Below are 13,715 nucleotides of genomic sequence, written 5' to 3' on the forward strand. Positions count from 1 at the left end.
GCGGTAGCTACTTTTTAAAACCAATAGATAACATACCAAGATGCAAAACATTGATTTGAAAACAAAACCAAGGCTCAAGCCAGCTGTTGGAGAAGAAGGGAGAAAACCTTCTGGACCTTCGAAGAAAAAAGGCAAAAGTTGGTTTACAAAGATAAACGCCTGGCTACACCTGTGGCCATCCATTGTCTCCGGAATAATTGTGGTGTTTGTCTGTTTGACGGGCACCATCATTGTTTATTGCGATGAGATAATAGACTTTACAGCAGGAGATGCCCGGTATGTGGAAGTCGGAAAGGAGAAAGCCACGGCCGAACAGATGATTAATGCTATTCATGCGGTAGATCCTAAATTGAGGCTATCCCAAATGGTTTTCTTCAATGATCCGAATCGATCCGTCAGAGTGCGTGCATTTCATGATGATAGCAAGAAATTAAACTTTATTTATCTCAATCCTTATACGGCTGAAGTACTCAAGGTGGACTATACTGGGCATTTCTTTTATGTGATGGCTCATTTGCATTCAAACTTGCTGAATAGAACTTTTGGGGCTTGGGTAGTTTTGGTCTCCACGGTTATTTTCTTTATCAGTTGTATTACAGGATTGATTTTATGGTGGCCGAAACGATGGACCAAGAAGACCAGACAAGACAGTTTTACCATCAAGTGGAAGGCAAGGTTCAAACGTCTAAACTACGATTTACATAATGTGTATGGGTTTTATTCCTTGCTGTTATGTTTCATTTTAAGTGCAACAGGCATCATTATCTTTTTCCATTCCCTAGGAGATGTGATTATTAAATCATTTGGGGGCTCCACGGAACATATGGAAGAGGCTTTACCAAAAGTACAGGAAGAAAAGACCTCGCTAGACTTTGCACAGTTTGCATATCAATCCTTGCAGAAAAATCCTGAACAGAAGAATGCTTCGATATGGGTTTACAATCTCGAAGAAGTCGGAGCCTATGTATTTCAGATGGGTGTTTCAGGATTGAAAAGTACGGAGAATTTAGATATGGAGATTTATGATCGATATAGTGGTGAAGCACTTCATGTTGAGCAGCCATATGTAGTACATGAAAAGGTGGAGAATTATATCTGGCAACTGCATATGGGGCAATGGTGGGGCCAGTTTGGGAAACTATCCACTTTTATTGCGGGAATAATAGCGACCTCCTTGCCGATAACCGGATTTCTGATTTGGTGGGGTCGAAGAAAGAAGAAAAAGAAAGTATCAAGAGCTTAAGATATCATACCTATGAAAGCAACAATAAATCATTTCATTTTAATCTATTTACATGCAGTTACAATTCAAATTATGCAGCATTTTTCTGTTGTTTTCTATCATTGTCCAAGCTCAGAACCAGGTTCAGGGTATTGTGCAAAATGATATTGGCGAACCTATTCATCAAGTTAGTGTACAATTAAAATCAATACATACTGAATTTCAAAAATCAACATCCAGCAATCAACAAGGTAAATTTAGGATAGATGTTCCCGAAGGGGAATACGATGTTCATATTTCACATTTGGCGCATTCAACTTATAGAAAAGCAGGATTGAAGGTAGGTTCCAGCGGTATTGATCTGGGTACTATTACCCTTTTACCCCAGGCCCAAACTTTGGAGGAAATTGAGATCAAAGGCGAGAGGAAGCTTATTGAACGCTTCTCGGATCGAATGGTGATCAATGTTGAAAAAAGTATCCTTGCGGATGGTATGACCGCATTAGAAATCCTACAAAGAGCGCCAGCTGTCAAGGTGGATGATGATGGGAATATCAGTATGCGGGGCAAATCCGATGTTGCTATCATGATCAATGGTAAATTATCTTATCTATCTCCAAAAGACTTAGCCACCTTATTGAAAGGAACCTCTTCATCCTCCATTAAAAGTGTTGAACTTATTACGAATCCTTCCGCCAAATTTGATGCGCAAGGATTGGGCGGGATGATTAATATCGTCATGAAAAATGAGAAGAAATCAGGGTTCAATCTTTCTGTCAACAGCTACGGTGGAGCCGGTCGGAAAGCCAGATACGGCGGCGGATTTACATTAAATAGTCAAAGAAACAGTTGGAACTTTTTAGTTGGCTATGATAAAGGTTATCGTGGGGAACGCGAGTACCGCACCTTTAATCGTTTTTTTGAAAAAAACGTAAACGAGACGTTTCCACGGAAATCCATTCAATATTCGGATACCAATGAACCCTTGGAAACCAATAATGCCAAAATAGGAGTTGATTATCAGGCTACTGAAAAACTAAGTTTGGGAATTGGTTGGACGGGGAGTTTTGGAACCTATAAGAATTTCAACCAAGGATATAATAATATACTGTTCAGTAACGATGAATTAATTTCCAACTCCTTGACCAATAATAGTAATGTGAGCCATTGGAATACCCAGACCGTTATGGGGAATGTGCAACAAAAGATTGGAGACAAGGGCAGTGTCTTATCGGCGGATTTTGAATACCTGTATGGAGATTATCAATCGGATCAGAATTTGATTTCTGATTTTCAGAAAACCGATTTTCAGAATGCTTTCGAGTCGAGACGAAAAAATCAAACCCCTTCGATAAGCAAGTTATATGTTGGGAAAATTGATTACCTGCAACATATCAATGAGCATCAGCGGTTAGAAGTTGGCTGGAAGAGTAGTTTTGTGAATGCGGATAATAACGCGATCAATGATACCCTGCGAGTAGGAGATTGGGTTCGCGACGAGACCACCAGTAACCATTTTCTCTATGAGGAGCATATTCATGCGGGATATTTAAATTATCATTTAGAATATGAGGATTGGAATATTACGGCAGGCCTACGTGCGGAGAACACATTTTCATTGGGCAAGCAATTGACCAGTCAAAAACAACAAGAAAGAACCTATACCAATTGGTTCCCAAGTGCAGCAATCAGTAAGAAAATAAACGATAAGCATCAGGTTCAGTTTTCATATAGCAAGCGGATAAACAGGCCTGATTATGATGATCTGAATCCATTCCGATACTATGTGGATGCTTTTGTTTTTTATGAAGGTAATCCATTATTGCAACCTGAGATGGCCAATGCATTTGAATTTAATTATAGTTTCGGAAAGAACTTACATACCTCCCTTTATTATACCAGTGTGAAGGATGTCATGACCAGTGTGTTGACTCAAATTCCGGAACAGAATGTTACCATTCGTTCAATTTCAAATATTGAGGGATTCAGAAATAAAGGGGTCAATTTGAATCATTCCTATAGTCCATTAAGTTTTTGGACCAGTATCAATAATGCCAATGTCTTTGAGAATCATTTCTTTGGGGAGTTCAATAAGGAGGCTATCAATAATAGATCTTGGTCCTATTCCCTACAATCGAATAATATTTTCAAATTACCGAAGAAATGGTCTATTGAGTTAAATGGCCAGTATAATTCAGCGGAATCAGATGGTGTATTTCGTAGAAAAGGCTTTGGTTTTGTTTCATCCGGCTTGATGAAGAATGTTTGGAATGATAAGATTTCATTGAAATTTGCCGTGAATGACATTTTTAAAACAATGACTTATCGGACAGAATCGCATGCTTCGGGTGTTCGGATGAATCAGAATTTTGATTTAGATTCGCGGACTTTTATATTTTCTGCGAGCATCAAATTGGGAAAAGATTTCAATGGGAAGGAGAGAAGGAAGGAGAGTGAGGAACAGAATAGGCTCAGGAGTGGGAATTAAACTTGGTAAACGAAAAAAGGGCTTCTATGATGAAGCCCTTTTCTATTTACAATGTAATTATATTATACTAAGAAGGTCTTTTGAGTTCTTTCTTTTTGACAAAGAAACCTACAATTTTATTCCAGATTGCTTGGGCTTTCATTTTGTATTGGTCGGCATCAAATAATGCGGAGTCCGAGGTTGACTTATAGGTCAAGAAAATAGCCAGCGGGGTGAGGACAATGATTGCCATCCACATTCCCAACATTGGTGTTAAGCTGGCATCTTTGGCAGCTTTTTCCGCCAAGGTCGCAATAACATGATAGATCAGGAAGAAAATAATCGCCATTACTACGGGTAGTCCCAGACCACCTTTACGGATAATGGCACCAAGTGGAGCCCCAATACCAAAGAGCAACAAACAGGATACGGCTAGTGTAAATTTCCTATGCCATTCAATGTCATAGCGTATATCTTTTTCCGCATAGGGCATAAATTCAGCCTCGCGGTTGGCCGCCATGTCCTTGATCTGTCGAGCCTGATTCAGACCATTGTTAATCGCCATCCTCAGTTGTCCATTTTTTTCAAGATCAGGCATGCTGACCTTCGAATTAGTTTTCTTAGGTCCATTTTCCCGATAATATTGGGAGTAATAATTTACATAACGTTTGGCCTCCAAAGAATTGATCCGTTGCAAACTATCGATGTAAATTTTATTGGAGTCAGAATATAGCTTTAACTGTTTCAGGTTCAGCATCTGATGATGAGAACGAAATAGGTCCTGATCTGTTCTATTCATCTGGAAACTTCCCATGTCGAACTTGGTAGTCGTTTCCTTAAATCTAAAACGTGTAAATTGCTGACGAGGGTCATACCTTTTGGCATTCTCCACCCGAGCATCTTCATATCTTACGCCGTCTTTTAATTCCAGAACCATAAAATTATTATCCGCAGAGTTCTGAATAAATCCTTCCTTGGCAAAGGTGACATTAGTAGCAGTACCACCTGAAGGATGTTCATAAATCATCAAGTCCTTTAAAGTAGTTCCATCTTCGCTCTTGCCTTTTGCACGGATAGAATAGCCTGGGATAGTATTATTAAAAACACCGGGTTTAATAAAGAAATCGGCTTTTTTCTTACGTACATCGTACAGTAAAGAGCCCATTTTCAAGTTAACCACCGGCAGGATATAATCGGAGAAGAAAAATGAACCAGCACTGAATAAGCCTACCACAACAAATAATGGGGTCATTGCTTTACGTAGGGATACTCCCGCAGCTTTAATAGCGACCAATTCATAGCTTTCACCCAAGTTTCCAAAGGTCATGATCGAGGAAAGCAACATGGATAGTGGGAGAGCCATTGAAAGCTGTACAGCACATTGGTAGCCCAATAATTCCAAAATTACATACCATTGAAACCCTTTCCCAATCAGGTCATCGATGTACTTGAATAAAAACAGCATCAATAGTACAAACATGACGATAAAGAAAGTCACCAAGAAGGGCTTAATAAATGCTTGTAATATGAGTAAGTTTACTTTTTTCATGTAATTTTCAAATCACCATTTGAATCTATCCTCCATGGAGGATATGGTCTAGCTGCAAAGATACAATTTTTGCGTTCTCAAAAATGTTAGAAAAAAGTTAATGTGCTTGAAAATATTGGTTTAATAGTTTGGTGTTTACTGTTGGCTTAGGAATACAAATAGGCCTTCAGGTTTAGTTGAAGGCCTACAATTATCTTATCCTTAAGCTCCAATTACCCTTTGCAGGTAACCTATGGAGTTATTCCAAATTAATTTTCTATCATCCAGATTATCTTCCTTAACATAGTCAGTTACGCTTAGAGCTACATCATTTGTCAATTCATCCTGAATGATTTCGATTTCAAAGAAATACGGTTCATCATCCAACCATTTGAATTTCACACTTTTATTTTCCTTTGTGGCCACAAGTTTTGCACGATGAGATTCATTATCCCAGATAAATTCATAGATACCATCATGAAAATTCACATCGTCTGCGAACCATTGAGCAAGCTCATTAGGTTCCTGAAGGTAAGGGAAGAGGATTCTAGGAGAAGAATTTAATACATATTCTAAATTTAATTTAATCTTTTCTGCCATTTGATATGTATAAGTAGATCTATAATATTTTTGTTAGTAATCAATAAGTAGCAAATTCTGCTACTTTTTGTAAGTATAATGAATAAATCCAATATTCAAAAAAATCTAATTAAAATCTTTTATTCACAAAAAGGGCATTATTAACAGTTTGAAAGGGAGTAGAAAGGGATTATTCTTAAAAATTCCTTAAAATTCTTAGGGGATCTATCTTTTTGAGTATAAATAGATTGTAAGGAATAAATGTTTAATTGGCTGTATACGCACTAAAATTGTATAAAATTTTCTTTGAAAATTATTCCTTATTGCTATCTTTGCATACCGAAAAACGGCGGGGTAGCTCAGATGGTTAGAGCGCAGGATTCATAACCCTGAGGTCGGCAGTTCGATCCTGCTCCCCGCTACTGGAAAAAGCTCATCATTAGATGGGCTTTTTTAGTATTTATCCACATTAAACCCATACTTTGGTGTTTGGTTACAAAATATTATAACTACCAATTGCTTTTCCAAATTGTACAGAAATTCTATGCGAGACACGAGCGAGACAGAATTTTAAAAAGATGTACACAGATCCAATCATTGTTCAAGGAAAAGATATTAAGACAAGGTCTTATATCTATTATTATTTTAACGGCAAACGTTATAAAGAATATACAGGAAAAAAACTAGGCTTGCATATTTTTCCGAATTCAGCTAAGACCTTAAAAGAGCAAAGAAAGCTTTTAGAACAACTTCAGTTTGAGTTTTTATCAGCGTTAAAAAATGGTGTTCTAAATCCTAATTCTAAAGTTGAAAATTTCCAAGTAAAAGAAATTCTTATCGATGCTTTAAATAGAAAATTGTCTGAAAATCTTAGCAAATCTTATAAGAGCGATTTAAAATTAACTTTAAAAGCTTTTTTGAATGCATTACCAAAACACTTTCATACGGTTTCAATATTAGATTTAAAGGTTAATCATATTGAAAAGTTTCTGAATTTATATCGAACTTCTAATACTACATTTTCAAATAAAAGAATAAATTTAATGGCAATCTTTTCAGAAGCCAGTCGAATTTTGGATAGGGATATCGATGTTGTCAGGAAAGTAAAACCCAAGAAATCTATTGCAAAACTCCATGAAATTTATTCAAAAGAAGAGTTAAAAACGGTTTTGGATTATTTTAAAGACACTAATCAACATTTGTATTTATGTTGTTTGTTAGTTTATGGAACATTTTTAAGACCTCACAACGAAGTAAGGGTCTTAAATAAAAAGCATTTTAACGGAGATTATTCCATTATTACATTAGGTGGAGTCGAAAACAAAAGTCGAGTAATCAGAACTGTGAATGTTCCATTATTTGTACAAAAGGAATTAAAACCTATTCTTGATCAGATTAAGCGTGATGATAACATCTTCTCATTATCCAATCTGCCTTTTAATGATGATTACTTTAGAACACTATGGACACGTTCAAAAAAGGTTATGTTAGAAAAGGGAATTATTAGGAAGGAACAAACTTTATATTCTTTTCGTCATACAGCAGCTATTAACGTTTACAAGAAAACTAAAGACCTCCATATCCTTCAACAACTTTTAGGTCATTCAGGCATGATAGTAACTTTAAAATACCTTCGAGGTTTAGGTGTTCACAATACAGAAGAGCTTCGAAGTGTAATGCCAGAATTGTAAAGATTTCCCCTTTAATACTAGTAATACTAGGAATATAAAATGCCCCTTAACTTTGGTGAGTTGGGGCATTTTTTGCAATTTGCGGAAATGATTCAAGAAGAAGAATTTATTTATGAAATCCCATTAAAGCTTACGTATAGTAATGAGCTTGGGGATCTGTTGGTCAATCCTAAATTTAATTCCATCTTCCATAAGGAGAATGTCACTATTGAATTTCCTTCTAATCTAAATGGCATTAAATCTCATCCAGTAAGTGGAAGTATTAGAGATTGCTTAGCAAAGTATCTATATTCAAAATCTTATCAAGAGATAGTTGATTCTCCGAATGTTCATACTAAGTTTAATACACTATTAAGATTATTACTGCGTGATTTGTATGGACCTTATACTACCTTTTATAAAAGTACTGAGGATATCTACATTTCCAATAACAATGGGGAAATCAAGAAGAAAGAAAAAGACCTTAATACAATCAACTCATTCATTAAACTCCTTGCTCTAATTTCTTTAAAAGACCATACGTTAAAATTGGATCACAAGTTTTATTCTGAAGGCAGTTTCCTCTTTAGACTTGAGCATAAGGATTCATTTAAAGTTGTGAATGAGCTTATTTCTTTAGAAGTCTCCCATTGGATAAACGATCTATCAAGAGATAATAAAGCACAATTAACAATTTATACCATAAATTACCTTAAAAATAGAAAAATATACCCTTCTCCAACGATTGATTACCTAACATCATTAAGTGAGAAAATCGTACTTCTATCCCCTAAGGTTCGGGATGAATCTTCTACAAAAAGGATTTTAAAGAGCCTAATGAATCAAACTAACACCTCTTTGATCAGTCTTTATAAATATGTCAACAAAACAGAAGGTACAGGAGTAAAAACAGATAGGCATTTAACTATACTTCATTTATTTGCTTCTATGGGACTGATAAGGGATAAAGATGCCATTTATGAAAGTATTTATGATCCTGACATCACCAAGAGTTATCTAAAAGATAAGGTCAAAGATTACATGAAAAATAAAGTCAAATAAGGGGGAATTTCTAAAAGAAATCCCCTTTCTCGTTTCCCCCATCTATCCTTCAAATAAGCCTTTTCTTTGTATCAACAAAAGCGGATAGAATTTAGGAATGGTACCTAACTAATTGGCTTAACGAAGCTTTTGATTTTATTTATTATTATAAAATTTTTGACTATGTCAACAATTAATAAAGGTATTAACCTTACAAACTTTTTCAAAGATGAGCCTCATAACGGCAAAATCTGTTTTTCAAAACAATGGTTAGAGTTTATTGAAACACTATCTCCAGAAAAGCTTCTAGAACTCAGAATTTTCTTTATGTGCGCTTCCGAATGTGTACCATATACAGGGGGAAAGAAAAGTTATACTAAAAGAACTTCTGGTCAAAAGGTGCGCTACTTCAATGTTACTCCTGATAGTGGAGTGAAACAAACTGTAATAGTCCCAGAGTTCCCCGGTTTTGATGAATTTATTTGTCAAATGCATTTAGGGAAAATTGAAATCTCATTAGAAGAGATTACAGAACATGCTCAAAAATTAGAGGAATTGGCAAATAAGGAACATGAGAGCAAGGTTGTTCAGAATCAAAATGAAGACGCTCCTAAGCCTTCCAAATCAACAAAAGTTAAGAATTTTAATTAGTAAGTGTGTAAAATATAGGAGCGACAGCCATGTCGCTCCTATATTATAATAAAATTTTATGAAGATCTATGTAAACAATGGTCAGTGGTTTTCTGACATTCAAGGACTATGTCCTATTCCTCATGGAACGCTAATAAATAAAGCGCTACCAGGTTTAGGGGGGACTAAAACAGAGCTTGATTTTGAAAGACACTCGATAATTATTGTCCCAAATATTCCGGTTATAAGAGGTAAAATGGAAAAGTATCCCAAGATTCTTGGTGTTTATAATGCAACTACGAATAAGCAAATCGAAGAATATTTTAAAGATGAATCAAAACCTTACAAAAAGTTCATTACGACCCCAGAATCATTTGAACGCATTGTAAGAATCGGAAAGAAGTTAGGGTATAAAATATATGAAGATTTTTTTCTTTTGTTTGACGAATGCGATAGAGCTACAAAAGATGTTGGTTTTAGAGAGAAGATTGTAAAGCCTTTAAAGCATTTGCCTTTTTTTAAGAACTATGCTTTTATATCTGCAACAGCATTTGTACCAAGTGATCCATTGTTGGGAAATTTAACACAGATTAGTATCATTCCAACATATTCAATAGCAAAGGAAATTGATCTTGTCTGCACTAACCATCCTTATGAAGCATTAAAAGAAACCATAATCAATTCAAAACGTAAAGTATTCGTTTTCTGTTCTTCACTGCGGGTCATTAATAGGGCATTGACATATTTAGAAATATTTCCTAAATCCGCAATTTTCTGTTCTGAACAACGGCTTGAAGATATGCCAGATGATCTGGAATATTCAGAATCGATGATCTATATCGAAAACACACAAAAGTTTAATTTTCTAACGAGCAGGTTCTATGCAGCGGTTGACATTGAAATTGAAGAGGAATGTGAAATCGTAATATTATCAGATGTCAAAGCTGTTTCATTTACCGCAATAGATCCTCGGTCGGATGCCGTTCAAATTATCGGGAGATTCCGAAATAAAGAAGCGGTAAAAAAAGTAACCGTAATTTCTAACAAGAATGAGGATATTGACACTATGACAAAGGAAGAATTGGACATATATTTTCGTACTTCGGAATACTTGTATAACAAAATAAAACTTGAAGCTGAAACACGACAAAATAAGGTTCAAAAGAAGGTTTTCGAGGAATATTTAAAGGTAATACCTTTTAACAGATTCATAGGTGACGACGGAGCAATTAGTAATTTTCTAATTGATAATTTTAAGTATGATAATTATGTCCTTGCGAAATACAAATCCTACGATGCTTTAATAAGTGCCTATATATCCTGTAAAGTGCCTAATTCAGATATTCCATATTTCAAGGTGGAAGTAATTAAAAAGATTTACAGTCAATCCAGCGATGATCTTTACTTACCTGACAACATAAAGACCTATAGGGACAAAATTGTTCACTTGGTTAAAGTTATGGACAACTTGTTAAACCCAGAAAAGAAAGTGAATGATATAGAATGTAAATATTTGATGCTGGATAAACTTAAATATCATTATCCTGAACTTTTCGAAGCTTATAGTTTATTAGGTGGAGAAGAACTATCTAATTTATATTCAAAGGATGAAGTTTTAAAAGCTATTAAAGATATTAAAACAATTAATATTGTCAATGATGTCAATTTTACCCAAGATGTATATAATACATTTAATGAGGGGGATAAGTTAGAAGGAAAGGACATTAAAGAAAAACTCAAAGAGCTTTTCAAAAAACATAATATCGACCATATTTATCCCACTATCAGTTTTCTAAGGAAATACTATTCCATTCCTGAAAAGGGGGAAAAAGGCAAGGGTCAAAATAGAAATAAAACTTTTTACAAACTAGGTCTTAAAGTGTAATAAAATGGGGGAGTAAAAAATAGACCTTATAATAAAGATTTATAAGTTTTACTCCCCCATTATTATCAATTTTTATTTCAATTGAAAATACGTAAAAGAATACACCAATCTCATTACAGGGGAAATCTTACATATAAGACTGCCCCTTTAAAGGCTGTGGATTGATCGGACATCTGTAATAGCAACCGATACATTTTATATTTATTTGATTTTCAAATGGTTATTGTTATTAAATTTTAAAAAAATAAGTTAAACCGTTTATTTACTGATATTTATAAAATATAAGCCCCCCCCTATAAAGGCTGTGGATATGTCTCTTTCATATCTATGGATTCAGAAAAAAGCCCCCTCCCTCACATTACAGGGGGTATCTTTCCCTTGAAGGGTGTCTATAAACATCCCCCACGACTGTGCTGATATAAAATCCATATTCATTTTACCAACATCAGCATGAAAAATCTATTAAACGTATCAGAAATCAAAGTCGAATTTAAACCTAAATTCAAGCTTTCTCAATGTCCCACGGTTTCAAAATCAAATGAAGCCTATGACGTATTGATCCAAGTCTGGGATAAAGGCCTAATGTCATTCCTTGAAGAGTTCAAGATCATATTGCTAAACAATGCAAATAGGGTTTTGGGAGTTGTTGACATAGCAATGGGTGGTAAGGACTTTGTGCCTGTTGACATGAAGGTCATCTTTTCCATAGCTCTGAAAGCTTCTGCTTCAAAAATTATTTTGGCGCATAACCATCCTTCGGAAAAGTTAAAAGCAAGCTCACATGATATTGCAATCACAAAAAAAGCGGTTGAATGTGGAAAGCTTTTGGATATAGAGGTTTGCGATCATCTCCTGATGTCATCGGATTCCTACATGAGTTTAAGAGATGAAGGATATTTCTAAACGAATATGAATAATTCTTATCTTTGAAAAAGTAAAAGTATTAAAGAAATTAAGCGTTAGCTTGAAGTTCTTGTGAAAGAGAAAACCTAGGAAATTTTCAATTTGCACAACAAGGACGGATAGGGTAACGTTCTACGCCATATATGAGCGTGGGACGTGCCTATCTGTTTGTTTGTGCAGGGTTCTCCTAGGTACCTCTCTCAGCAACAGCTCTAGGTTACGTCCCACGCTTTCTATTTATTAACCTTTCGAAATGGGACTCTTCGAACCTTTATTAAAATTTTATGAAAAAGTTATTAACGCTCCTATTTCTCTCAATTATCATTTTCATTTCATCCTGTTCAGTTAAATACAGGATCGGGATGAGCGAATCAGAATTCATTCAACTAAACAAGAACCGAGTAACTTCAATAAAAGAGTCAGCAACCTATACCGTTTATCGACAGGGGGATGGAACTCCAGGTTCAACATGGTTCTACTACTTTGTTAATGGTGTTTTAGCCGAAGTAAACGAAGGACAGAGACGTTCCGATATTATTATTCAAAACAGATATTAACTTAAATATCTTTTCTAATGAGAACATTAAAATACTTGTCCCTAACAGCTTTATTCGCTATTTCACTTTTGGGGAGTTCAGAAGCAGGTACTATTTTACCAAGTATTCCTAAGAAACATTTGCCACATGAAAGTAATTTATCTTCAACCATAGAATATAGATTGGATTACATCAACTTTATGACTTGGGATGATAAATTAACTGATTTTTATAAGCTTCAGAATCCTTTATATTTTACTATTAGAGATGGGGTAATAACGCTATCAAACAGTTATAGTAAAACAAGGGTATTTAAAATTATCAAAAGGGAAAATGTTGATTTGGAAGTAAAATATTATACCGAAAGTGGTACAGTAATCTCTTTATTGGCAACTGCTGATGGAATTATGTTTTTCCTTGAATCTGATGTTTCAGGAGTGGCTTTTATGGGTATTAGAATCAATTAAGTTCTAGTTCTATAATTACAGGGGAATATGTTAAATAACAGATTGATTAGAATCTCAGTCAATCTGTTATTGTTTATTTTCAATTAAACCATCAATATGGATACTATAGATTTTGATCACAAAACATCAGGCTATGACTTAACAGGTGAGCCAGAAGATGAATTTTTATACAATGGAAAATCCTACGGTTGTATATCAGGTCTTCCTTCGATTAAATTACCAGAGGTTAACTTTGTTAAATTCAAAAATCCAATGGGTAATTTGAATTCTGCGTACCATGCACCATACAAATGTAAATGGAAAATTGAAAATGGCAAACTCTATTTAATCGAGCTTAATGGTACAATTGTAAATCCTTGTTCAGATAATCCAAATGATATTGATGATTATAAATCAATTGACCTAAATTATTTGTATCCAGAGCAAAAGGAAGTTTTTGCAGAATGGTATTCCGGAAATATCAGCTTAGTCTCAGGCTTTTATGAGATTTTCAGATATAGTAAGAATGGAAAACGCATATTCCCAAAGGTTCTTCACTTAACCATTGAAAATGGAAGAATAATAGAGGAAGAAATGGAATATACCGATATTCCATTTCGGGATAAAATATTTGAATTTATTAAGATACTTATTTTACCGCTAATATTTTTTTTAATTCTAGTATATATTCCTATTGATTGGCTTTATGGTAAAATTAGGTTTAATAACAGAAAATAATTAATTTCCTTTTATTAATTAGGTTTAATATATTTTTGGAAACTATATAATCCTCCCCATTTCTTGGACA

12 protein-coding genes and 1 tRNA gene are annotated in these 13,715 nt (G+C 34.7%); 11 read left to right on the forward strand and 2 right to left on the reverse strand.

From position 1 onward, the window contains the following. Positions 1-40 precede the first annotated feature (40 nt). Entirely contained in the window at positions 41-1,243 is a 1,203-nt protein-coding gene (locus ACF3OC_RS03570) for a PepSY domain-containing protein (RefSeq protein WP_094280120.1), read from the forward strand. A 52-nt stretch (positions 1,244-1,295) separates the two neighbouring features. Next, positions 1,296-3,710, forward strand: coding sequence for an outer membrane beta-barrel family protein (locus tag ACF3OC_RS03575; protein ID WP_094280119.1), 2,415 nt, complete (start codon positions 1,296-1,298; stop codon positions 3,708-3,710). A 67-nt stretch (positions 3,711-3,777) separates the two neighbouring features. Here ACF3OC_RS03575 and ACF3OC_RS03580 read toward each other — a convergent pair whose 3' ends face one another. Both ACF3OC_RS03580 and ACF3OC_RS03585 read right to left on the reverse strand, forming a co-directional pair. Continuing rightward, entirely contained in the window at positions 3,778-5,238 is a 1,461-nt protein-coding gene (locus ACF3OC_RS03580; protein ID WP_094255299.1) for an LptF/LptG family permease, read from the reverse strand. Between the two features lie 201 nt (positions 5,239-5,439). Beyond that, positions 5,440-5,817, reverse strand: a complete 378-nt coding sequence (locus ACF3OC_RS03585; protein WP_094255298.1) for an START-like domain-containing protein — start codon at positions 5,815-5,817, stop codon at positions 5,440-5,442. A gap of 327 nt (positions 5,818-6,144) precedes the next feature. Between ACF3OC_RS03585 and ACF3OC_RS03590 the strand changes: the two genes are divergently transcribed. The 9 genes from ACF3OC_RS03590 to ACF3OC_RS03630 all read left to right on the forward strand — a co-directional run bounded on the left by ACF3OC_RS03590 (position 6,145) and on the right by ACF3OC_RS03630 (position 13,645). After that, positions 6,145-6,218 (forward strand) — tRNA-Met (locus ACF3OC_RS03590). 156 nt (positions 6,219-6,374) lie between these two features. Beyond that, positions 6,375-7,487, forward strand: coding sequence for a tyrosine-type recombinase/integrase (locus tag ACF3OC_RS03595; protein WP_392470910.1), 1,113 nt, complete (start codon positions 6,375-6,377; stop codon positions 7,485-7,487). A 39-nt stretch (positions 7,488-7,526) separates the two neighbouring features. Continuing rightward, entirely contained in the window at positions 7,527-8,528 is a 1,002-nt protein-coding gene (locus ACF3OC_RS03600) for a hypothetical protein (RefSeq protein WP_392470912.1), read from the forward strand. 162 nt (positions 8,529-8,690) lie between these two features. Beyond that, positions 8,691-9,158: a hypothetical protein gene (locus tag ACF3OC_RS03605; RefSeq protein WP_392470914.1), complete on the forward strand. Its 468-nt coding sequence runs from the start codon at positions 8,691-8,693 to the stop codon at positions 9,156-9,158. Between the two features lie 58 nt (positions 9,159-9,216). After that, positions 9,217-11,022 (forward strand): hypothetical protein, encoded by a 1,806-nt coding sequence (locus ACF3OC_RS03610; protein ID WP_392470916.1) that lies wholly within the window; start codon positions 9,217-9,219, stop codon positions 11,020-11,022. A gap of 450 nt (positions 11,023-11,472) precedes the next feature. Next, complete coding sequence (locus tag ACF3OC_RS03615; protein ID WP_099367470.1) at positions 11,473-11,925, forward strand: JAB domain-containing protein; 453 nt, start codon at positions 11,473-11,475, stop codon at positions 11,923-11,925. 362 nt (positions 11,926-12,287) lie between these two features. Further along, positions 12,288-12,482 carry a hypothetical protein gene (locus tag ACF3OC_RS03620; protein ID WP_392470918.1) on the forward strand — a complete coding sequence of 65 codons (195 nt, stop codon included), beginning with the start codon at positions 12,288-12,290 and terminating at the stop codon, positions 12,480-12,482. Positions 12,483-12,499: 17 nt separating this feature from the next. Further along, entirely contained in the window at positions 12,500-12,928 is a 429-nt protein-coding gene (locus ACF3OC_RS03625; RefSeq protein WP_392470920.1) for a hypothetical protein, read from the forward strand. 96 nt (positions 12,929-13,024) lie between these two features. Then, the gene (locus tag ACF3OC_RS03630; protein WP_392470921.1) at positions 13,025-13,645 is read left to right on the forward strand and encodes a hypothetical protein; all 621 of its coding nucleotides are present in this window, start codon (positions 13,025-13,027) and stop codon (positions 13,643-13,645) included. The last annotated feature ends 70 nt before the right edge of the window (positions 13,646-13,715 follow it).

This window comes from Sphingobacterium cellulitidis, from assembly GCF_043187465.1.
In the GTDB taxonomy this organism is placed as follows: domain Bacteria; phylum Bacteroidota; class Bacteroidia; order Sphingobacteriales; family Sphingobacteriaceae; genus Sphingobacterium; species Sphingobacterium cellulitidis.